Annotated in this window: 19 protein-coding genes; 9 read left to right on the forward strand and 10 right to left on the reverse strand. The window is 65.4% G+C overall.

Going from position 1 to position 22,307, the window contains the following annotated elements; translation table 11 throughout:
• Positions 1-8 precede the first annotated feature (8 nt).
• The gene (locus I6F20_RS26830) at positions 9-980 is read right to left on the reverse strand and encodes a S1C family serine protease (RefSeq protein ID WP_225113025.1); all 972 of its coding nucleotides are present in this window, start codon (positions 978-980) and stop codon (positions 9-11) included.
• 264 nt (positions 981-1,244) lie between these two features.
• Here I6F20_RS26830 and I6F20_RS26835 point away from each other — a divergent pair, with 264 nt between their 5' ends.
• From I6F20_RS26835 to I6F20_RS26860, 6 genes are all read left to right on the forward strand, one after another.
• A complete protein-coding gene (locus I6F20_RS26835) occupies positions 1,245-2,663 on the forward strand; it encodes a M20 family metallopeptidase (RefSeq protein ID WP_225113026.1) in 1,419 nt (472 codons plus the stop codon).
• 259 nt (positions 2,664-2,922) lie between these two features.
• Entirely contained in the window at positions 2,923-4,713 is a 1,791-nt protein-coding gene (locus tag I6F20_RS26840; protein WP_035996767.1) for a peptide ABC transporter substrate-binding protein, read from the forward strand.
• Between the two features lie 26 nt (positions 4,714-4,739).
• Positions 4,740-5,699: an ABC transporter permease gene (locus tag I6F20_RS26845; RefSeq protein WP_025033623.1), complete on the forward strand. Its 960-nt coding sequence runs from the start codon at positions 4,740-4,742 to the stop codon at positions 5,697-5,699.
• Positions 5,665-6,582, forward strand: coding sequence for an ABC transporter permease (locus I6F20_RS26850; RefSeq protein WP_035996800.1), 918 nt, complete (start codon positions 5,665-5,667; stop codon positions 6,580-6,582). The genes I6F20_RS26845 and I6F20_RS26850 overlap by 35 nt, the downstream gene beginning before the upstream one ends.
• Positions 6,582-7,577: an ABC transporter ATP-binding protein gene (locus tag I6F20_RS26855; RefSeq protein WP_035996773.1), complete on the forward strand. Its 996-nt coding sequence runs from the start codon at positions 6,582-6,584 to the stop codon at positions 7,575-7,577. Before I6F20_RS26850 ends, I6F20_RS26855 begins: the two co-directional genes overlap by 1 nt.
• Positions 7,574-8,542, forward strand: coding sequence for an ABC transporter ATP-binding protein (locus I6F20_RS26860; protein ID WP_035996776.1), 969 nt, complete (start codon positions 7,574-7,576; stop codon positions 8,540-8,542). The genes I6F20_RS26855 and I6F20_RS26860 overlap by 4 nt, the downstream gene beginning before the upstream one ends.
• Positions 8,543-8,571: 29 nt before the next feature.
• On the opposite strand, the gene I6F20_RS26865 is transcribed toward I6F20_RS26860, so the two are convergent.
• Positions 8,572-10,476 carry a sensor domain-containing diguanylate cyclase gene (locus I6F20_RS26865; RefSeq protein WP_225128544.1) on the reverse strand — a complete coding sequence of 635 codons (1,905 nt, stop codon included), beginning with the start codon at positions 10,474-10,476 and terminating at the stop codon, positions 8,572-8,574.
• Between the two features lie 173 nt (positions 10,477-10,649).
• Entirely contained in the window at positions 10,650-10,871 is a 222-nt protein-coding gene (locus I6F20_RS26870; protein ID WP_036020706.1) for a dodecin, read from the reverse strand.
• Positions 10,872-11,049: 178 nt separating this feature from the next.
• On the opposite strand from I6F20_RS26870, the gene I6F20_RS26875 reads away from it, so the two are divergent.
• Entirely contained in the window at positions 11,050-11,931 is an 882-nt protein-coding gene (locus I6F20_RS26875; protein ID WP_225128546.1) for a DMT family transporter, read from the forward strand.
• Positions 11,932-11,951: 20 nt separating this feature from the next.
• On the opposite strand, the gene I6F20_RS26880 is transcribed toward I6F20_RS26875, so the two are convergent.
• From I6F20_RS26880 to I6F20_RS26905, 6 genes are all read right to left on the reverse strand, one after another.
• Positions 11,952-12,509, reverse strand: a complete 558-nt coding sequence (locus I6F20_RS26880) for an HNH endonuclease (RefSeq protein ID WP_057028390.1) — start codon at positions 12,507-12,509, stop codon at positions 11,952-11,954.
• A 200-nt stretch (positions 12,510-12,709) separates the two neighbouring features.
• Complete coding sequence (locus I6F20_RS26885) at positions 12,710-13,687, reverse strand: peptidyl-alpha-hydroxyglycine alpha-amidating lyase family protein (RefSeq protein ID WP_225128547.1); 978 nt, start codon at positions 13,685-13,687, stop codon at positions 12,710-12,712.
• 143 nt (positions 13,688-13,830) lie between these two features.
• Positions 13,831-15,594, reverse strand: coding sequence for a flavin-containing monooxygenase (locus I6F20_RS26890; protein ID WP_225128550.1), 1,764 nt, complete (start codon positions 15,592-15,594; stop codon positions 13,831-13,833).
• A gap of 163 nt (positions 15,595-15,757) precedes the next feature.
• Entirely contained in the window at positions 15,758-17,284 is a 1,527-nt protein-coding gene (locus I6F20_RS26895; protein WP_035996868.1) for an acyl-CoA synthetase, read from the reverse strand.
• A 22-nt stretch (positions 17,285-17,306) separates the two neighbouring features.
• Positions 17,307-18,488, reverse strand: coding sequence for an ABC transporter substrate-binding protein (locus I6F20_RS26900; RefSeq protein ID WP_225128552.1), 1,182 nt, complete (start codon positions 18,486-18,488; stop codon positions 17,307-17,309).
• Between the two features lie 33 nt (positions 18,489-18,521).
• Entirely contained in the window at positions 18,522-19,496 is a 975-nt protein-coding gene (locus I6F20_RS26905) for an NAD(P)H-dependent flavin oxidoreductase (RefSeq protein ID WP_225128592.1), read from the reverse strand.
• Between the two features lie 181 nt (positions 19,497-19,677).
• On the opposite strand from I6F20_RS26905, the gene I6F20_RS26910 reads away from it, so the two are divergent.
• Positions 19,678-20,565 (forward strand): LysR family transcriptional regulator, encoded by an 888-nt coding sequence (locus tag I6F20_RS26910; protein ID WP_225128555.1) that lies wholly within the window; start codon positions 19,678-19,680, stop codon positions 20,563-20,565.
• Here I6F20_RS26910 and I6F20_RS26915 read toward each other — a convergent pair.
• The gene (locus tag I6F20_RS26915; RefSeq protein ID WP_225128557.1) at positions 20,562-21,215 is read right to left on the reverse strand and encodes a DNA-3-methyladenine glycosylase family protein; all 654 of its coding nucleotides are present in this window, start codon (positions 21,213-21,215) and stop codon (positions 20,562-20,564) included. The genes I6F20_RS26910 and I6F20_RS26915 overlap by 4 nt on opposite strands.
• Before the next feature lie 184 nt (positions 21,216-21,399).
• On the opposite strand from I6F20_RS26915, the gene gluQRS reads away from it, so the two are divergent.
• The gene (gluQRS, locus tag I6F20_RS26920) at positions 21,400-22,272 is read left to right on the forward strand and encodes a tRNA glutamyl-Q(34) synthetase GluQRS (RefSeq protein ID WP_225128559.1); all 873 of its coding nucleotides are present in this window, start codon (positions 21,400-21,402) and stop codon (positions 22,270-22,272) included.
• Positions 22,273-22,307 lie beyond the last annotated feature (35 nt).

Genomic DNA, 22,307 nt, shown 5'->3' on the forward strand with positions numbered 1-22,307 from the left:
CTTTTGGATCAGTGCAGCTTCGGCGCCTTCAGGAGCTTGAAGCGATCGGTCGACGTCACGGTGACGTCGAAGGTGACGCCTTCGTGATGAACGGTGAGCGGCACGTCGACGCCGGCGGCGCCGAGCGCCCACATTTTCTTGTAGAAGGCGGTCTGGCTCGTCACCCTGTCACCGTTCACGGCGAGAATGACGTCGCCGGTCTTGAGCTCGGCGCGGGCGGCCGGGCCATTGGCGGAGATCCCGATCACCACCACGCGGTTGTCGATCTCGGTCGAATAGAGTCCGAGCCAGGGTCGTGCCGGCTTGTTGACACGGCCGAACTTGCGCAAGTCCTCCAGGACCGGCTTCAGGAGGTCGATCGGCACGATCATGTTGACGTGCTCGGCCTCGCCGTCACGTTCGCGATCGAGCTGGAGCGAGCCGATGCCGATCAGCTCGCCGCGTTCGTTGAGCAGCGCCGTACCGCCCCAGTTCGGATGTGCGGGAGCGGTGAAGATGGCCTCGTCCAGCAGATATTCCCAGTAACCGGCGAATTCCTGCTTGGCCACGACCTGGCTCGCGACCGAGCGCGTGCGTCCGCCGGCGCCGCCGACCACGACGCGGTCGCCGATCCGTGTCGCCGCCGACGAGCCGAGCGGCAGCGGCGCAATGTCGAGCTGGCCGAGCGCCTGCACCAGCCCGAACCCGGTCTCGGAATCGAAGCCGAGCGCATGGCCCTCCACCACTCGTCCGTCGGCGCGGTGCAGCCAGACCGACTCTGCCTCGGTGATGAGATAACCTATCGTGAGCACCAGGCCGTCATCGATCACGACGCCGTTGCCGGCGCGTTCGGTGCCCAGCGTCTCGGCACTGAAGGCGTCCGGAGGGATGATGGCGTGCAGGCCGACGACGGAGCCGAGCGCGCGGTCGAGATCGAAACCATAGTCGCTCGCCCGCGGCTGGTTCGCCGGCGGCACTCTCCATTCGGTCAGAGCGCTCATGGAGTTCTCCTGGCTGAGAGCATCGCTCCGGCAAGGCTGGCGGAGCGACGCGCGAAGCACGCCTAATTTAGGCCGGAGCAGGCCGTCTTGAAAGCCTCGTTCCCAACTATTCGGGAGAACGCCGCGTGAAATCTTGGAAAGGCCCGGAAACACATCGTCATCTGATCCGGCGCATGGCTGCTGTCCGGCGCAGTGCTAGGCGCCGTGCAGTGAAGCTGCTAACCATTGCCGCCTCGTTTGACCAAGGGATCACGGACGACAAGCATGGACAACCGCAGCGACATCTGGCGTGGCATCGACACGATCAAGGCACGCTTCATCGACCTCAGCGACAGGGTCTGGGGCATGCCTGAGGTCTGCTACACCGAGGCGCGGTCCGCCGCCGAGCATCTCGCCGAGCTGCGTCATCAGGGCTTCCGCATCACTGAGAACGTCGCCGGCATCCCGACTGCGCTGATCGGCGAGTGGGGCGAGGGCGGTCCGGTCATTGCCTTCATGGGCGAGTACGATGCGCTGCCGGGCCTCAGCCAGGAGGCGGGTGTCGCCGAGCATCGCCCGATCGAGGACGGCGGCCATGGCCATGGCTGCGGTCACAACCTGCTCGGTTCCGCAGCGCTGCTCGCCGCGACCGCGGTGAAGGACTGGCTGGCCGAGAACAAGGTGCCCGGCCGCGTGCGCTATTACGGCTGTCCGGCGGAGGAAGGCGGCGCGGCCAAGGCCTTCATGGTGCGCTCCGGCGCGTTCGAAGACGCCGACATCGCCATCACCTGGCACCCGCACAGCTTCTGGGAGGTGGCGGTAACGCCCTCGCTTGCGAATACGCGCGCGGATTTCATCTTCACCGGCCGCACTTCGCATGCGGCGGCCTCGCCGCATCTCGGCCGTTCGGCGCTCGATGCGGTGGAATTGATGAATGTCGGCGTGAACTACATGCGCGAGCACATGCCGAGCGACGCGCGCGTGCACTATGCCCTGCTCGACACCGGCGGCATCGCGCCGAACGTGGTGCAGGCCCATGCCCGCGTGCGCTATTCGATCCGCGCGCGCGATCTTCCCGGCATGAACGAGTTGGTCGAGCGTGTGTCCAAGATCGCGCAAGGCGCGGCGTTGATGACCGAGACCAAGGTCGAGATGAAGATCATCTCCGCGGTCTCCAACATCCTGCCCAACACGCCGCTGGAGCAGGCGCTGCATCAGGTCATGGAAGAGCTCGGACCGCCGCATTTCGACGATGCGGACAAGAGCTTTGCCGGCCAGATCCGTGCGACCTTGAGCGACAAGGATATCGCCTCGGTCTATTACGCGATCGGCATGGAGCCGACCGATCGGCCGCTGGCCGACTTCCTGGTGCCGCTCGATGCCAAGCGCAATCCGCTGGTCGGCTCCACCGATGTCGGCGACGTGAGCTGGGTGGTGCCGACCGTGCAGGTGCACGCACCGACGGTTGCAATCGGCACGCCCTTCCACACCTGGCAGGTGGTGGCGCAGGGCAAGAGCCCGCACGCGCACAAGGCCATGGTGCAGGCCGCCAAGGCGATGGCAGGTCTCGGCATCAAGGCGTTGACGGAACCGGAGCTGATCAAGGTTGCCAAGGCGGATCTCCAGAAGCGGACGGCCCGCACTCCTTACGTCTGTCCGTTGCCGGATCACGTCGCGCCGCCGCTCGACATGTCCGTGGCGTAGGAATTCGCCTCGATACTTCGTCTGATCCAGCGAATAAATTTTCCGCAGTGCAGCGCGCAATCCGGCAGATTTTGATGCTGGATTGCCGAACGGATGGGCTGCGGAGCGCAATTTTGCCCAACGGACAGCCAATAGACCGTTTGCATACACACGGTCCCAGTTGACGTGCACCCCATTCGGTGTGCCATCTACCGCCAGCCAAACCCGGCGGTCGCGAGCGGCCGCCTGCATCCATGTCGGAACCAGACGGGGGACAACCATGCTGGACAAAGAGCTGCGTTCGATGATCGGTCAGGTGAAGGACGGGCGGATGGACCGCCGCGCCTTCGTCAAGCGCCTCGCCGCGGTCGGTCTCACCGCTCCCCTCGCCAACCAGCTCCTCGCGCTCGGCGGCGTTGCCATGGCGCAGAGCCCCGCGGTCTACAAGCCGACCAAGCGCGGGGGTGGCGGTCCTCTCAAGGTGCTGTGGTGGCAGGGGCCGACGCTGCTCAATCCTCATTTCGCCACCGGCACCAAGGACCAGGACGGATCGCGGCTTTTCTACGAACCGCTCGCCAGCTGGGACGCCGACGGCAATCTCAACCCGATCCTCGCGGCAGAGATTCCCTCGCTTGCAAACGGCGGTCTCGCCGCCGATGCCAAATCGGTGGTCTGGAAAATCAAGCCGGGAGTCAAATGGCACGATGGCAAGCCGCTGACTGCCGACGACTTCGTGTTCACCTGGCAATACGCCAGCGATCCCGCCACGGCTGCCGTCAGCATCAGCACCTATGGTGACATCACGGTCGAGAAGGTCAGCGATCTTTCGATTCGCATCCTGTTCAAGACCCCGACGCCGTTCTGGGCCAACGCGTTCGTCGGCGCTTATGGATGCGTTCTCCCCAAGCATCTGTTTGCCGACTACAAAGGCTCGAAGTCCCGCGAGGCGCCGAACAATCTTGCCCCGGTGGGCACCGGTCCCTACAAGTTCGTCGAGTTCAAGCCGGGCGATGTGGTCCGCGGCGAGCTCAATCCCGACTATCACATGCCCAACCGTCCGCATTTCGACACGATCGAGATGAAGGGCGGCGGCGATGCCGTCTCGGCGGCGCGCGCGGTGATCCAGACCGGCGAATTCGATTTCGCCTGGAACATGCAGGTCGAAGACGACGTGCTGCTGCGTCTGGAGAAGGGCGGCAAGGGCAAGACCGTCTATGCCACCGGCGGCGACATCGAGTTCATTGCGATCAATTTCACCGATCCGAACACTGAGATCGACGGCGAACGGTCCTCGATGAAGACCAAGCACCCGATCTTCTCCGATCCGAACGTGCGCAAGGCGCTCGCCCTGCTCGTCGACCGCGACTCCGTCAAGAAGGCGATCTATGGTCGGGCCGGCCGCACCACGGCCAACTACCTCAACGGCCCCGAGAAGTTCGTCTCCAAGAACACCTCGTGGGAGTTCAACATCGAGAAGGCGTCGAAGATGCTCGATGACGCCGGCTGGAAGGTCGGCGCCGACGGCATCCGCGAGAAGGACGGCAAGAAATTCAAGCTTCTGTACCAGACCTCGACCAACGGTCCGCGCCAGAAGACCCAGGCCATCGTCAAGCAGGCCTGTCAGAAGGCCGGCATCGACGTGGAGCTGAAATCGGTCGTCGCCTCGGTCTTCTTCTCGTCTGACGTCGCCAACCCGGACACCTATCCGAAGTTCTATGCCGACATCGAGGAGTTCCAGATCCCGATGACGCAGCCCGATCCGGCCCTGCACATGCGGCGCTACATCTCCGCCAATGTGGCCACCAAGGAGAACAAATGGCAGGGGCAGAACTTCCCGCGCTACGTCAACAAGGAGTATGATGACGCCATTGCTGCGGCTGAGACCGAGACCGATCCAGTCAAGCGCGCCGCGCTCTACATCAAGTGCAACGACCTGTTGTGGCAGGACACCGTGTTCATTCCGGTGATGCATCGCCTGCTGGTGGATGCCTGCTCCAACACGTTGCGGCCGGCGCTCTCGGGCTGGGCCAATCGGACCGATAACCTTCAGGACTGGTACCGGGAGGCATGAGCGCAGGCTAGACGGGATTCTTCCCTATGAGTCAGTATGTCCTGCGTCGCCTCCTGATCGCCGTTCCGAGCCTGCTGGCGATTTCGCTGGTGCTGTTCGTCGTGCTTGCGCTCGCGCCCGGCGATCCGTTCTCCGAACTGGCCACCAATCCGAACGTGCCGCCCGAAGTGCAGGCGGCACTCCGGGCCAAGTTCGGTCTCGACGACCCGATCTACCTCCGCTACCTGCACTGGCTCAACGCCATGCTGCACGGCGACTGGGGCTTCTCCTTCGTCAGCCGGATGAACGTCGACACGCTGATCCTCCAGCGCCTGCCCGCCACGCTCTACGTGATCGGCTCGGCGCAGATCCTGGCGCTGCTGATCGCGATTCCGGTCGGCGTCTATGCCGCGACCAGGCCGTATTCGCTGTTCGACCAGATCGCGAATACGCTCGCCTTCGTCGGCTTCTCGCTGCCGACCTTCTTCACCGGCATCCTGTTCATCCTGATCTTCTCGGTCACGCTGGACTGGCTGCCTTTCGTCTACACCACCGACATCAAGGCCACCGGCATCCGCTGGGTGCTGGAGATGATCCGTCAGGCGATCATGCCGGTGGCGGTGCTCGGCCTGTTCCAAGCGGCGTCGATGACGCGCTTCGTGCGCTCGGCGATGCTCGACGTCATCCGGCTCGACTACGTCACCACGGCGCGGGCCAAGGGCCTCGGCCAGACCACGGTGATCATCAAGCACGTGATGCGCAACGCTATGATTCCCGTGGTCACGCTGATCGCGTTGCAGATGCCCGCGGTGTTCGGCGGCGCCATCGTCACCGAGCAGATCTTCCGCATTCCCGGCATCGGCTCGCTGCTGATCTCCTCCATCCTTTCCAACGACACGCCGGTGGTGATGGCCGTCACCTTCGTCTTCGCGTGCCTCGTGGTGCTGTTCAATCTCATCGCGGACGTGCTTTATGGCTGGCTTGACCCTCGCATCTCCCTCCGCTGAGCGGCGCGCCTATTCGCCCTGGCGCGAAGCATGGCGGCGTTACAGCCGCCACCGGCTCGCGGTGGTCAGCGCTGTCCTGCTCCTCATCCTGGTGCTCGCCGTCGTGCTTGGGCCGTTCGTGTGGCGTGTGAAGATCAACGAGATCGACATCGTCGCGGGCCTGCAGGGTCCGTCGCTCGCCCATCCCTTCGGCACCGACGATCTCGGCCAGGACATTCTGGCGCGCATGATCTATGGCGGCCGCATCTCGCTCGCGGTCGGGCTCGCCGCGATGCTGGTCGCTGTCATCATCGGCACAGTGATCGGCGCGCTCGCCGGTATGTCGCGCGGCGCGCTCGGACACGGATTGATGTGGCTCACCGACCTGTTCCTGTCGCTGCCGCAGCTGCCGCTGCTGCTGCTGCTGATCTATCTGTTCCGCGACGGGCTGAAGCAGGTGTTCGGACCCGAAGGCGGCATCTTCATCTTGATCGTGCTCGTGATCGGAGGTCTGCGCTGGATGCCGGTGGCGCGGCTGGTGCGTGCCCAGTTCTTGTCGCTCCGCGAAAAGGAGTTCGTCGAAGCCGCCCGTGCGCTCGGTGCCAGTCCGGTGCGGCAGGTGGTACGGCACATCCTGCCCAATGCGGTCGGCCCGGTGATCATCGCCGGCACCATCGACGTCGCCGCCGCGATCATCGCGGAATCGACGCTGTCCTTCCTCGGCCTCGGCTTCCCGCCGGATACCCCGACCTGGGGCCGGCTGCTGTTTGACGCCAAGGATTTTCTCGACATCGGTCCGCACTGGGCGCTGTTTCCGGGCGGCGCGATCTTCGTCGCGGTGGTGGCCATCAACTTCATCGGCGACGGTCTGCGCGACGCGCTCGATGCGCGACGGGTGATCTGATGGCGCCGCTGCTCGAGATCAAGGGCCTGAAAACCCACTTCTCCACGGACGACGGCATCCTCCAGGCCGTCGACGGTGTCGACATCTCCATCAACAAGGGCGAGACGCTCTGCGTCGTCGGCGAATCCGGCTGCGGCAAGACCGTGACCGCGATGTCGATCCTGAAGCTGATCGCAATGCCGCCGGGCCGGATCGCGGCGGGCCAGATCATCTTCGAGGGGCGCGATCTGGTGCCGCTGACCAGCAACCAGCTCGACGAGATCAGGGCGAAGGAGATCGGCTTCATCTTCCAGGAGCCGATGACCTCGCTCAATCCGGTGCTCACCATCGGCGAGCAGATCGCCGAGAGCCTGCGACGGCACGAAGCGGTGACCAGGAAGCAGGCGCTCGAGCGCACCATCGAGATGCTGAAACTGGTGCAGATCCCGAACGCCGAAGGCCGCGTGCACAATTATCCGCATCAGTTTTCCGGCGGCATGCGCCAGCGCGTGATGATCGCGATGGCGCTCGCCTGCAAGCCGAAGCTGATCATCGCCGACGAGCCCACCACCGCGCTCGACGTCACCATCCAGGCGCAGATCCTCGACCTGTTGCAGGACATGAAGGACCGCTTCGGCATGGCGGTGATGCTGATCACCCATGCCATGGGCGTCGTCGCCGAGACCGCGCAGCGCGTCGTCGTGATGTATGCCGGCAAGGTGGTGGAGGAGGCGCCCGTCGACGATCTCTTCGGCGATCCCCGTCACCCCTATACGCAAGGCCTGATCCGCTCGATCCCGCGCATCGATCTCGACAGCGAGCACAAGACGCGGCTCGAGGCGATCGGCGGCTCTGTGCCGATCCTGATCAACCCGCCGGCCGGCTGCCGCTTCGCGCCGCGCTGCAAGTTCGCCATGAATGTCTGCACCGAGAAGGAGCCGCTGCTGCGCGAGATCGCGCCCGGTCACCGCATGGCCTGTCATCTCGGAGATACCAGCGTGGGAGCCGCGTCATGAGCGAGCCCTTGCTCCGCGTTAGCGGCCTGAAGAAACATTTCCCGGTGCTCGGCGGCCTCTTGTCGCGCCAGGTCGGCACCGTCTATGCGGTCGACGGCGTGTCGTTCTCGGTCAACCGCGGCGAGACGCTCGGCCTCGTCGGCGAATCCGGTTGCGGCAAGTCGACGACCGGGCGCTGCGTGCTGCGCCTGATCGAGCCGACCGACGGCGAGGTCACCTTCGACGGCCAGGACGTACGCAAGCTCGGCGGCAACGATCTGCGCGCGATGCGGCGGAACATGCAGCTGGTGTTCCAGGATCCGTTCGCCTCGCTCAATCCGCGCATGACGGTCGGGGCCATTCTCGGCGAGGCCTTTACCATCCACAATCTCGCCTCCTCCTCGAAAGAGCGCGAGGAGCGCGTTGCGGGACTTCTGGTCAAGGTCGGGCTCAAGGCCGAGCACATGCGGCGCTATCCGCATGAATTCTCCGGCGGCCAGCGCCAGCGCATCGTGATCGCGCGCGCGCTCGCGGTCGAGCCGAAGCTGATCGTCTGCGACGAGCCGGTCTCCGCGCTCGACGTGTCGATCCAGGCCCAGGTCATCAACCTGCTGGAGGACCTTCAGGCCGAGCTGAACCTGACCTATCTGTTCGTCGCGCACGATCTCTCGGTGGTCGAGCACATCTCCGACCGTGTCGCGGTGATGTATCTCGGCCGCATCGTCGAGCTCGCGAAAGCCAGCGACCTCTACCGCAACCCGCAGCATCCCTACACCAGGGCGCTACTGTCGGCGGTGCCGGTGCCAGATCCAAAACTCAAGCGCGAGCGCATCCGCCTCAAGGGCGACGTGCCGAGCCCGATGAAGCCGCCCTCCGGCTGTCACTTCCACACCCGCTGCCCGATCGCCCAGCCACGCTGCGCGGAAAGCGCGCCGCCGCTGAAGGAGGGCGCGGGCGGCCATTTCGTGGCGTGCCATCTGGCGTAGTGCTATGTATCCGTAGACGGCCGATCAGCTCACGCGCTTTTCGCGGGCCATGCTATCACCTGGCCCGACATCACCAGCCGGTCTCGGCCGCTCTCCTTGGCGACGTAGAGCGCACGGTCGGCGGCGGCGACCAGCGTACTAGAGTCCATCGCGGTCTGGGACGGAAGAGCCGCGGCGCCGCCGATGCTCGCAGTCACCAGCCGCGAAGGCGGATTTTGCGCGTGCAGCATGGCGAGATCGAGCAGCGCCTGGCGAATCGCTTCGCCGACCTCGGCGCAGCCTTCAGGACCGGTGTTCGGCAGCAGCACGGCGAATTCCTCGCCGCCATAGCGCGCCGCGAGGTCGGCCGGACGCCTGGCCTGGGCGGATAAAATCCGGGCCAGCGCGCGCAAGCAGGCGTCGCCCGCCAGATGCCCATAGAGATCGTTGAATTTCTTGAAATGATCGACATCGATCAGTAGCAGCGAGAGCTGGGTTCCGTCGCGCCGAGCCCGCGCCCATTCGTCGGCAAGGTGGTCGTCGAAGGCGCGACGGTTGGCGAGGCCGGTGAGACCGTCAGTGATTGCCAGCGAGGCGAGCCTGTCCTGAAGATCCTTCTGCTCGGTCATGTCGCGCACGACCGCGACGACGCCGTCGATCACGCCGCTGTCGGACGCCACGGTGACGTGTAGCGCCGCCTCGGCCCAGATCTCGCCTTTGTCGCGATGACGCTGCCGATAGACGAACCGCGCTTCCTCCGCCTCGCCATTCTTCAGCGCGGCGATGGCCTGCTCAACTCGTTCCATGTCGTCGGCGTGAATGCCGGCCAGGGCCGAGGTGCCCATCAGTTCTTCGGCCGACCAGCCGGTGATGCGCGCGCAGGAGGGAGAGACGTAGAGCAACCGGTTATCCAGCCCGATGCGGGTCACCATGTCGCTGGATTGCTCGGCCAGCAGGCGGAAATTGGCTTCCTTGGCGACCAGGGCCTGTGCCGTGCGCTGCCGCTGCAGCAACTGACGGACCAGATAGTAGCCGATCACCGCGATCAAGAGGACGAGTCCGAGGACGAAGCTCATGCGTGCTGCTGCCGCGCGTCGCCAGGGGGCGAGCACGTCGGCCTGCGACTTGCTCGCCAGCACCATCAGGGGATAGCGGCTGCTGCGCTGGTAGTAGCTCAGCCGCTGCGCGCCATCGAGCGGCGATTTGAAGTAATAGACCGCCGCGGCGGGGCGGCTTTTCCAGCTTCTGAACAAGGGCGCATCGGACAGGTCGCGTCCGACGAAGGCGCCGCTCTCGTCACGGCTGCGCGCCAGCATGATGCCGCTGTCGTTGAGCAGAGATGCCGAGCCGTTCGGCCCGATGTCGAACCGCTCGTAGAATTTGACGAAATAGCTGACGTCGATCGTGAGCAGGGCGACGCCGGCGAAGCCGCCGTCGGAATCGTTGATCCGACGGGATGCGGTGACGATCCACTGACCGCCGGAGCGGCTCTTGACGGGTCGCCCGATCAGCGTGCCCGTGTCCGTAGAATCGCGATGGCGTTGGAAATATTCACGGTCGCTGTTGTTGAGCTTGGAGAAATCGAGGTGCTCCGTCGTGGCGAGCCAGCGGCCGGTCGCATCATAGATGAAGATGCCGCGGATGCGTTCCGATGATTTGCGGGTGGGCAGATAGGCCTGGAGCTTCATGATCGTGTCCGGGCCCATCCCGTCGATCTCGAGCCGGTGGACCAGCCCGACGAGAATCGTATCGGCAAGCTCGAACGTGTCGTCCGCGTGCTGGATCAGCGACTGAGCGAGGTTGGTGACGTCGATTTCGGCGTTCCTCAGATCGGCGTTGCGCGCCTCCCATTCGCGCCACGCACTCAGGCCGAGGATAGCCACGCAAGTCAGCACGACGAATCCGGCCGCCCAGAGCGGAAGGCGCGTCTTGCCGAGTTCGCGGCTTGTGACCATCAGGCTTGCTCCAAATCGGAGCAAACCTCTCACTTTCACCTTAACGGCCTGTTGCAATATCCGCGATGATTGTGCGGGGTCCGTACTCGACCGGGAACATGGCCGACATCGAGTTCCACTCTCGTCGGCCCGCGTTCATCATGGTGCCGCGGCGCGATGGGCGGCCTGACGTCTCATCCTTCCAACGTGAAGCCGACGCGCAGCGTCACCTGAAAATGACGCACGGCGCCGTTCTCGACATGGCCGCGCGTTTGCACGACCTCGAACCATCTTATTTCGCGAACGGTCTTGGAGGCGCGGCTGATGGCGTTCTTGATCGCATCCTCGATCGAGGTCTCGGATGATCCGACGAGGTCCAGGATCTTGTAGACGTGATCGTGCTCGGCTGTGGGCATGGCCTTCCCTCATTTGGTATATTGCCATCCGAAACATGCGTATGGCGGAACGTGCGCAGGCGAGCGTGCCTGGCCCACGGTCTGAACGGTCGTGGGAGCTTCGGGTTCCTTGCTCCGCGATGGCCCGCATGCACCAGGCGAGGTGGAGCGGCCGGCGCCGGCCTGCTAAGCGCTGGGTATGGACACGGCGCGACGCGACAGGACGATCGGCTCTCTCTGCCTGTGCGTAACGGCGTTCGGCTGGGCTTTGAACTGGCCGCTGATGAAGCTGCTGCTGCAGCAATGGCCGCCTTTGTTCGCGCGCGGCCTTGCGGGTGTTTGCGCCTCGCTCATTCTCGGCACCCTGGTGCTGATCCGGAAGGAATCCTTCGCCGTTCCGCGCGAGGCGGTGCCGCGGCTCTTGTTTGCGACCTTCACCAACGTCTTAGCCTGGATGGGTCTCGGCACGGTCGCGATGAAATATGTGAGCGTGAGCGAGGGCGCACTGCTCGCCTATACGATGCCGATCTGGGCGATGCTGCTCGCCTGGCCGGTAATGCACACGCAGCCGGCGCGACGGGATGTTTTCGGGCTTGTCCTCGGCATTGCCGGCGTCACGCTGCTCCTGAGCGGCAACGGTCTTGCGTTCAGCACCGACAAGCTGGTCGGCATTGCGCTCGCACTGCTCTGCGCCATCCTGTTCGCGCTCGGCAATGTGCTCAACCGCAAGCCGCTGCCGATGCCGCCGCTGGTCGTCGTCGCCTGGCAGGTCGGGCTGGGCTGCGCCACGATGCTGGTCCTCGGCGTGCTGTTCGAGCGCCCTGACGTCACCGCCATCACTCCGCTGGGGCTCGGCTGCTTCGTCTACATGACGCTGGTGCCGATGGGCCTCTGCTACGTCACCTGGTTCGAGACGCTGCGCCGTCTGCCCCCAACCACGGCGTCGACCGGCATGCTGATCGTGCCCGTGATCGGCGTCGTCTCAGCGGCGATCATTCTCGGCGAGCCGCTCGGCTATCGCGAATGGACGGCGATGGCGCTCACGCTCGGCGGCGTGACGCTGGCGTTGCAGCGGGGGTAGCAGAGCGCGCTGGCTCGCACCTACGGATCCAGCTCCGTATCCCAGTACAGATAGTCCAGCCAGCTGTCGTGCAGATAGTTCGGCGGAAACAGCCGGCCATTGCGGTGGAGCTGGTGCACGGTGGGCGCGAACGCTGTCTGGCGCGGAAACATTTTGGACTGCGCCGGTGTGAGATTGCCCTTGCGCAAATTACACGGCGAGCACGCCGCGACCACGTTCTCCCAGGTGGTCTGGCCGCCTTTGCTGCGCGGGATGATGTGATCGAAGGTGAGGTCTTCGGGCGAGCCGCAATATTGGCAGGCGAAACGATCGCGCAGGAAGACGTTGAAGCGGGTGAAGGCGGGGTGGGTGGTCGGCTTGACGAAGGATTTGAGCGAGACGACGCTGGGCAGCTGCATTTCCAGCGTGGGACTTCGAACCGCCTGATCGTAATGTGCGACGATGTTGACGCGGTCGAGGAACACCGCCTTGATCGCGTCTTGCCACGACCACAACGACAGTGGGTAGTAACTCAGCGGCCGGAAGTCCGCATTCAGCACCAACACCGGCCAACTGCCTTGCGAGACATGTGCGTTCAAGTAACGCTCCCGGCCTCCAATATACGCTGCGAAGCAGCATGTAGTGACATACTACATGCAGCGTGACGGGATTGTGAAGCCCGTTGAGCGACTTATTCAAGCGCAAGCAATGCGGCGGCGGGGTGGCAAACGTGCTCAAAAAGCCGCGATCCCGGGGGCGCGCGGAACCGCCCCAGCGTGGGCTGGCGTTGCCATGGCAGCTACTCCCGTACCCGCTCCAGCTTCTGCAGGCAGCGCGTCGCGCGCACCGCGGCCGGCATCTCCTCGTCCGGAAAGCTGGTCTCCCAATTGGTGACGCCGACCTCGCCGACATAGATATCGCCCTTCGAGTCCAGCGCGATGCCGTGCGGCGCCAGGAATTTGCCGCTGGCGACGCCCGGCCCCTCCTCGCCGCCGAGCCGCGCGATGCGATTTCCCTTGGTGTCCACGATCGACAGCCGCGGGCCGAGATTGGGTACATTGCGGTTGATGGCGAGGCCGGGGCCGAGCTCGCCGATCACGAAGGTCGGGCTCTTGGCCCCGCCGCAGCAGCACAGCGCGCAGGGTCGGTGCAGATTGTTCCACTGCGTCTCGTATTTGCCCTCGCCGTCGAACACCTGGACGCGGTGGTTCTCGCGATCGGCGACATAGACCCAGCCGTCGGCATCGGTGGCGATATTGTGCACGATGTTGAACTGACCGGGATCGGTGCCCGGCTCGCCCCAGCTCTTGATCAGCTTGCCGTCGGGCGTGAATTTGTGCACGCGCGCATTGCCATAGCCGTCGGAGACGTAGATCTCGCCCTTCGGCGACAGCGCGGTGTGGGTGCAGCGGTGGAACGGCTCGCCGCTCATGAACGGCGCCGGCTTTGCAGGAATGCCGATCGTCAGCAGCACCTTGCCGTCAGTGGTGCATTTGCGCACGGTATGGTCGCCGTCGTCGGTGCAATAGAGATTGTCGTCGGCGTCGATGTGCAGGCCGTGCGCGCGGGAAAACAGTCCTTCGCCCCAACTGCGCAGGAAATTGCCGTCGCGGTCCAGCACCACCATCGGGTGGGCGCCGCGGTTGAAGACGTAGACGCGGTCCTTGCTGTCGACCGCGACCGAGGCGACGTCGGTGAGTTGCCAGCCGTCCGGCAATTTCGCGAAGTTGTCGACGACGCGGTAGCGGTGCTCGCCGGTGCCGAGAATGGCTGGCATTGATCTCTCCTCTTGTCATTCCGGGGCGCGCGAAGCGTGACCATGATGCGCAATTGCGCATCTGAGAATCCATTGGGCAGCATACTCTGTGGTTAGATGGATTCCGGGTTCGCGCTTCGCGCGCCCCGGAATGAAGGCTGTAGCTATATTCGTGCCAAAATCCCTTCCTCGATCGCCTTGATCTGCAGCGCCAGATATTTCGAGTTGATCCGGCATTGCGCCAGGCTCCCGGCGATGAACCAGAGGCCGGGCTGCCTGGTGCGCGCATACATGTTGCGCAGCTCGAAGCCGTCGCCAAAACCCCAGATCGGCCCGACGCGGTCGGCGATGCCGTCGCCGAACAGCTTGCGCACCAGATATTCCTGCGGCTTGTAGCCGGTCGAGAGCACGACCAGGTCGGCGGTAATGATCGAGCCGTCCTTCATCCGCGCGCCCTCAGCGTTGAAGCTTTCGATGTCGGAGAACTGCCTGAGGCTGATCTTGCCCTCGACGATCAGGTTGGAGCAGCCGACGTTGAAGTAATAGCCGCCGCCGCGGGTGAGGTATTTGAACTGCCAGCCGGTGCCGGCTTCGCCGAAATCGAGCTTGAAGCCGACGCGCGCGAGGCCGTCGAGTAGCTCCTTGTCGAGCTGCTTGGATTGCTCGGTCAGCATCACATGCGTCTTCTTCGCGAGCGGCGTCGGCATCGACGCTGCGATCAGGTCGTTGTCCTCGAGCGTGCCCTCGTTGTAGGTCGCGTAGGCCAGCTGCGCCGACGGCTCGATGTTGGTGACCAGCGTCGGCGAACGCTGCACCAGCGTCACCTCGGCGCCGCTGGAATGAAGATCCTGCGCGATGTCATGACCGCTGTTGCCGGTGCCGATGACGATGGCGCGCTTGCCGGTCCAGTTCTCGCCGTCCTCGTAGCCGCTGGAATGCACCAGCGTCCCCTTGAAATTGTCGAGGGTCGGAATGTCGGGAATGTTGGCGATGCCGCTGACGCCGGTCGCCATGATCACATGGCGCGGATGCATGGTGCGCTTGCTGCCGTCGGCGCGCCGCAGCGTGACGGTCCAGTGGCCCTTGGCCTCGTCATAGGCGCCGCCCTCGAACTCGGTGCCGGTCCAGAAGTTCAGCTCCATCGCATCGACATAGGCCTCGAACCAGTTGGCGAGCTTGTCCTTGGGGATATAGACCGGCCAGTTCGGTGGAAACGGCATATAGGGCAGGTGATTCACCTGCACCTGGTTGTGCAGGGTCAGCGCGTGATAGCGCTTGCGCCAATTGTCGCCGATCCGCGTCTCGCGATCGACGATCAGCGTGTCGACCTTGAGCTGCTTCAGCCGCGCGGCGATGGCGAGCCCGGCCTGGCCGCCGCCGACCACCAGCACGGCCGGGTCGTGATCGGCATAGGCGCGCGAGGCGTTGCGCTGGTCGAGCCAATTCGGCCCGCGGAAGTCGCGAGAATAGGCCTGCCCCCGCGGGCGCGAGGTGCCGAGCTGTTCCTCGAAGCCCTTGAGTTCGTCGAGCGCGGTCAGCAGCGTCCAGGCCTTCAGGCGGTCGCCGTCGGCAGTATCAGGCACGAGCCGTACGATGCCGTTGCCGCGACCGAGCGCGGTCTCGAAGTTGAAAATCGCCTCGATGCAGTTGGTGCCGGCCCGCGTCACCCAGCGCGGCGGGGCCCGGTTCGGAGCGAGCTTGAAACTGATCGGCTCTGCCTTGGACGCGAGCGCGGCCAGCGCTTGCGCAATCGTCTCGCGCCCGGCGAGCGTTTGCAGGTTCCAGCTCAGCGCCAGCACGTCGCGCCAGAAGCCGTCGGCGAGGAAGAGCGGGCCCAGCGTCGCGGGATCAGGTCTGCTTAAGGTGCGCTCGAAGTCGTCGAGCCAGGCCTGTGCGGCGATGGAAATATCCTGCGTCCGGTCCAGCATGCGCGACCTCATGGCCGTCTTCGCGGCGTTTCCTCAGAGATCGAACGCTATACGGTTTCGCCGCCCGCCAAAAGCCGCGGACCTGAGCGAGGCCGGCATGCGGCCCTGCCCGGACGGAATATGGCCCGGAATTCCGCACGTGCGGACGCGGCCGGAGAACGACTTAAGCGCCGGCCGGCCTGTGGTCCGCCCAATAGGGGTCGCGCAGCTTGCGCTTGAAGATCTTTCCGGTTGCCTCGCGGGGCAGCGCATCCAGGAACTTGACCTCCTTCGGCACCTTGAAGTTGGCCAGACGCTCGCGCAGATAAGCCTGCACCGCGGCGGCGGAGAGCTGCTCGGCCCTGTCGGGCTCGATGCAGGCGCACAGCCGCTCGCCATATTCCGCGTCGGGGATGCCGAACACGGCGCAATCGCGCACGCCGGGCATCGCGATCAACACGTTCTCGATCTCGGCGGGATAGATGTTGACGCCGCCCGAGATCACCATGTCGCGCTTGCGGTCGCACAGGAACAGATAGCCGTCCTCGTCGAGATAGCCGACGTCGCCGACGCTGACGAGACCGTCGCGCCCGGCCTCGGCGCGCGCCTGCGCCTTGCCGTGATAGTCGAAATCGGGCACCGCGGTCTGGCGCATATAGATCTCGCCGACCTCACCAGCATCGCAGAGGCTGCCGTCGTCGCGAAAGATCTTGACGATGCCACCTTCGATGGCGCGGCCGACCGTGCCGGGCTTCTTCAGCGCCTCTTCGGCCGAGTGCCAGACCGGGATGCCGGTCTCGGTCGAGCCGAAATATTCGTTGATGACCGGTCCCCACCACTCGATCATGGCCCGCTTCACCTCGGGCGGGCAGGGCGCCGCGCCGTGCACAACGAAGCGCAGCGACGACAGGTCGTAGCGCTGCCTGACCGCTTCGGGCAGGCGCAACAGGCGCACGAACATGGTCGGCACCATGTGGATATGCGTCACACGGTGGCGCTCGATCAGCGCCAGCAGCTCCTCGGCGTCGAACCGCGGCTGAAGCACGATGGTGCAGCCGTTGCGGAAGGCCATCATGCCGTAGGAATGCGGCGCCGAGTGATACATCGGACCGTTGATCAGCACGACCTGGTCCTCGCGCGGCTTGATGCCGTAGGCGATCGCGCCGACGCGCTCCGAGGCGGCGGCCTGCTCCGGCGGCATCGGCATGCGCCGCACGCCCTTCGGCATGCCTGTGGTCCCCGACGTGTAGATCATCGCCGCGGCCCGGCGCGGCGGCTCCTCTGTTTCCGTGTGGCCGTCGCGCCAGCGGTCCCAATCGGTCAGGCCCGAAGAGACCTCGGTCAGCTCACGGGGAATGGCGAAGGTCGCCGCCAGCTCGGGCGGGGTTGCGACCACGAGCAGGCGGACATCCTCCGGAATGCCGCCGCGGATTTGTGGCAGCAGGTCGGCGTGGCAGATCAGGATCTTCGCGCCACTGTCGGTCAGGATGTAGCGGACCTCCTCGGCCTTCAGGTGCCAATTGATTGGCACCACGGGGCTGCCCAGTGCGGCCGAGGCCGCGACCACCTCGAACAAGGCGAAGTCGTTGCGCAGCATCATGGCAACCGGTGCGCCTGCGGCAAGGTCGAGGGCGCGCAGCCCGCTCGCCGCGCGTCTGATGCGCGCCTGGATCTCGTCATGGCCGATCCGGCGTTCGCCGCTGATGATCATGGTCATTCCCATTCCGTTGGAGTCAGCGATCGTCCAGCACGTCGCCGAAGCCGACCCAGCTCTTGCCGTTGAAGCGCCGCAGCTGCAGCTGCTGGAACGGCAGATAGTCGTCGGCGGCGGTGCTGACGGATATGCCGGGCAGCAGCAGCGGCAGCTTCACCTCTTTCAGCGAGGCGGACTGGCGCATGATGTTGTCGCGGCTGAAATCGTCCTTGCACGCCTTCAGCACCGTCATAAGCAGCGTCGCGTAATGGTAGCCGGCCGCATAGTTGGAGTTGGAGAGATCCGCGTTCGGCATGTACTGCTTCATGAAGGCGAAATACTCCTTCACGCCGGGATCGCTGGCCCATTGCGGGTCCATCGTGTCCTTCTGGTTGCTCGACGAGATCAGGCCGACGGCGTTGTCGAGCCCGGCCGGCTCCAGGAACGAGATCGACGAGGCCGAGGTCGGCACGAAGAACAGCTCGGGCTTCCAGCCGAGCTCGGCGACGCCCTTGATCATCTGCGAGGTGAACTTGCCGAGCACGACGCCGAACAGCACGTCGGCGCCCGATGCCTTCAGGGTTGAGAGCTGCGAGCTGATCGTCGGCGCGCTGGTCTCGTAGGTCGCTTCCGCAACGATCATGCCGGCAGCCTTGTCGCCGAGCGCGCGCTTGAAGCCGGCGACGTAGTCGCGGCCGAAATCGTCGTTCTGGGAGAGGATGGCGATCTTGGCGCCCGGCTTGGTGCGCAGCACGTGCTTGGCATAGACCACGCCTTCGGATCCATAGGCGGCCATGCCGGGCATGGTCCATGGATATTTCTGCGGATCGGCCCATTTGGTCGCGCCGGAAAGCACGAACAGCTGCGGCACCTTCTTGCCGTTGAGGTAGCGATGCACGGCGCTGTTGGTGGCGGTGCCGAGCGAGCCGAACAGCATCAGCACTTCGTCCTGCTCCACCAGCTTGCGGGTCTGCTCGACCGTCTTCGGCGGCGAGTAGGCATCGTCCAGCGTGATGAACTTGACCTTGCGGCCGTTGACGCCGCCTTCGGCATTGATCTTCTCGAAGAACGCCTCCTGCGTGCGGCCGATCGCGCCGAAGCCGGAGGCCGGGCCGCTATAGGGCAGGGTCTGTCCGATCCGGATCTCCGTGCCTTCGGCGTGGGCGCTGTCCGTGGCGAGTGCCAGCAGGGACAGACCGATCAGTGCGGCTGCCAGCTTCATGATATCCTCCCGTTTGTCTTTCAGTTGGAGACGTCAGGCGCTGACGCGCATCAGGAAATCCTGCCTCGCCTGATCGAATTCACGCTTCATGCGGTCGACGAGCTCCGCGACGGGCGGGGCATCGGTGATCTGGCCGATGCCCTGGCCCGATCCCCAGATGTCGCGCCACGCCTTGGATTTCATGTTGCCGCCGGAGCCGAAATTCATCTTCGATTTGTCGGCGGCGGGGAGGTTGTCCGGATCGAGGCCGGCGGCAGCGATCGACGGACCGAGATAATTGCCGTGCACGCCGGTGAACAGGTTGGTGTAGACGATGTCGTGCGCGGCGTGCTGCGTCAGCGCCGATTTGTAGGCTTGGTCGGCATTGGCTTCCTGCGTCGCGATGAAGCGCGTGCCCATATAGGCGAGGTCGGCGCCCAGCGTCAGCGCCGAGGCGATGCCATAGCCGTCGCTGATCGCGCCCGACAGCAGGACGGCGCCGTCAAACCATTGCTTGACCTCGCGCACCAGCGCAAAGGGCGACAGCGTGCCGGCGTGTCCGCCCGCACCGGCGCAGACCAGGATCAGGCCGTCGACGCCCTGCTCGGCCGCTTTGCGCGCGTGCTTGACGTTGATGACGTCGTGGAACACCAGTCCGCCATAGGAATGCGCGGCCTCGACGATCTCCGCCGGCGGCCGCAGCGAGGTGATGATGATCGGCGCCTTGTGCTTGACGCAGGTCTCCATGTCCTTCATCAGCCGGTCGTTGGAGGCATGGCAGATCTGGTTGACGGCGTAGGGCGCGACCTTCTTGCCGGGATTGCGCGATTTGTACTCGCCGAGCTCGTCTTCGATCAGGCTCAGCCATTCGCCGAGCTTCTCGACCGGACGGGCATTGAGCGCGGGAAAGGAGCCGACGACGCCCGCCTTGCACTGGGCGATCACCAGTTCCGGGCCGGAGACGATGAACAGCGGCGAGCCGACCACGGGCAGCTCGAGCGAATCCTTCAAGAGATTGGGCAGTGCCATCATGTCCTCCCGAAACGCGGCCCCGCCGGCGGGCGGATGACGAGGCGTTTCCGTATTGATTGTCGCGCGGGCGGATGGGCCGCCCGTGGCCGCGGATTTGATCCCATTATAAGGTTGGACGGCGCCGCCCGGGCCGTTCAATAATGAACGGACGATCATTCAGGTATGAACAGGGCCGCCGATGGATTGGGACCTTTGCAAGACCTTCGTCGCGGTCGCCGATACCGGCAGCTTCACCGCCGCCGCCCGCCGCCTGCACACCAGCCATCCCACCGTCAGCCGCAAGATCGCGGCGCTGGAAGCCCAGCTCGGCACCAGATTGGTGGCGCGGGCTGCCGATGGCCTGGCGCTGACCGCGGATGGACGGACCTTGCGCGAGCACGCCGAGGCCATGGCGGCCGCAGCGCTGCGGGCCGAAACCGCAGTGGCGGCGGGTGGACACAAGGCGCGCGGCATCGTCAAGCTGTCGATCGGCGCGACGCTGGCCTCGCACTGGCTGATGCCGCGCTTGCCAGCCTTCCTGCGCGCGCACGATCATATCCAGCTCGAGATCATCACCCATCCATTTCCGGCGAGCGTGCGCCGGAGTGAGGCGGACGTGGTGCTGCGGCCCTTCGATACCGGGGAGGAGAACCTGGTCGGCCGCAAGATCGGCCGTCTCGGCACCGGCTTCTATGCCTCGCGCGATTATGCCGCCGGGCGGTCCCTGCCGGAAAGGCGCGGCGATTGGAAGGAGCACAGCGTCATCGGCTTCGCCGACCAGACGTCCAATGCGCAGCTTGCGCGCTGGAGCGACGTCGTCACGCGGCAGGCAAGGGTGGCGATGCGCTGCTCGTCCCAGGGGGACATGCTGGCGGCGGTCCGCGCCGGCATCGGAATCTCCGCGCTGTCGTGCTTCGTCGCCGAAGCTTATTCCGATCTCGTGCGCGTCGCCCCGCAGAAGCTCGCCAGCGTTGCGGATCTCTGGCTGCTGGCCCATCCCGACCTCGTCGAGCTGCCGGCGGTGCGCGCCGTAATCGAATTCGTCGCCGAATGCGCCCGGACCGACCGCGCGCGGCTGCGGGGTTAGCCCGATTCCGCGAGCACGCCCTCGCGCTTCTTCACCGCGCGGTAATAGCTCCACCACAGATGCGCCGCCGCACCGCGCAGCGGACGCCAGGGCTCGGCGATCGGCGCCATCTGCTTCTCCGTCGGCCGCGCCTTGAGGCCGAGGCCGATACGGATGCCTTCCTGCACGGCGAGGTCGCCGGCCGGCCAGGCATCGCCGTGGCCGAGGCAGAACAGCAAGTAGAGGTCGGCCGTCCAGGGGCCGATGCCGGGCAGCGCGATCAGGGTGTGATGCGCGGCGTCGGCATCCTCCTCGGCGAGCACGTCGAGATTCAGCCGCTGCGCGGCGACCTCGCGGGCGAGATGCTTGAGCGTCTTGATCTTGGCGGCGGAGAGGCCGAGCCGCCCCAGCCGGTCGGCGCGGGCGCGGCGCACGGCGTCATGGTCGAACGGATCGAATGCGGCCGACAGCCGCCCCCAGATCGCCGCGGCGCTCGCGGTGGAGAGCTGCTGCCCGCAGACGATGTGCGCGAGCCCCGTAAACCCGGGCTCGCGCCGCCGCAACGCCGGCATGCCCGCGATCTCGAGCACGGGCTTGAGCCGCGGATCGCGCTTGATCAGCGCGTGGACGGCCTCTTCGAGATCGGACTGGGTTTCGAGGTGGATGGTCATGGCGGGCGGGTTCTCTCCAGCGTCATGGCGGGCTTGTCCCGGCCATCCACGTCTTTCTCACCGCGAGGCACTGTGTAGCATGAGCGGTGATCGTGGTGTTTGTTCGTGACGTTGACACCATCGGTCTGTGGTACCGAAGAACGTGGATGGCCGGGACAAGCCCGGCCATGACGAGATTCATGTGATGGCACCACCCGTTTTCCGATTCGCCCCGAGCCCGAACGGCTTCCTGCATCTCGGCCACGCCTATTCCGCGCTGCTCAACTTCGATCGTGCGCGAAAGACGGGCGGGCGGTTGTTGCTGCGGATCGAGGACATCGACGTGACGCGGTGCCGGCCGGAGTTCGAGACGGCGATCTACGAGGATCTCGCCTGGCTCGGGATTGCCTGGGAGACGCCGGTGCGGCGGCAGTCGGAGCATTTCGCCGATTATCGCGCTGCGCTGGACAAGCTGTCTGCGCTCAGTCTCGTCTATCCCGCCTTCGAAAGTCGGGCCGAGATCGCAAGGCTGGTCACGGCGCGCGAGGCCGACGGGCCGTGGCCGCGCGATCCCGACGGCGCGCCGCTTTATCCGGGCGAGGCCAAATCGCTGTCGGTTGACGAGCGCTCGCGGCTGATCGCCTCGGGCGCGCCCTATGCGCTGCGGCTCGACATGGCGGCCGCCTGCCGTCACGCCCCCGGCGTGAGCTGGAACGAGCTCGGCGAGGGGCCGGACGGCGAGCGCGGCGTGGTGCCGGCGCGGCCGGAGGCCTGGGGCGATGTCATCCTGGCCCGCAAGGAGACGCCGACCAGCTACCATCTCTCGGTGGTCGTCGACGACGCGCTCCAGGGCGCCAGCGAGATCGTGCGGGGGCAGGACCTGTTTTACGCCACCGCGGTGCACCGCCTGCTCCAGGTTCTGCTCGGCCTGCCCGAGCCGGCCTATCGCCATCACCGGCTGATTCGCGATGAGGCGGGTCGGAAGCTGTCGAAATCGGGCCGCTCGACCGGTCTGCGCGAATTGCGCGCGGCCGGCCTCACGCCTGCCGCGATCCGCCGGCTGGTGGGATTAGGTTAAGTTTCTCTGGGGGTTAGCGAAACGTCGCCGTGACT

The organism is Bradyrhizobium sp. IC3123 (genome assembly GCF_020193625.1).
GTDB lineage: Bacteria > Pseudomonadota > Alphaproteobacteria > Rhizobiales > Xanthobacteraceae > Bradyrhizobium > Bradyrhizobium yuanmingense.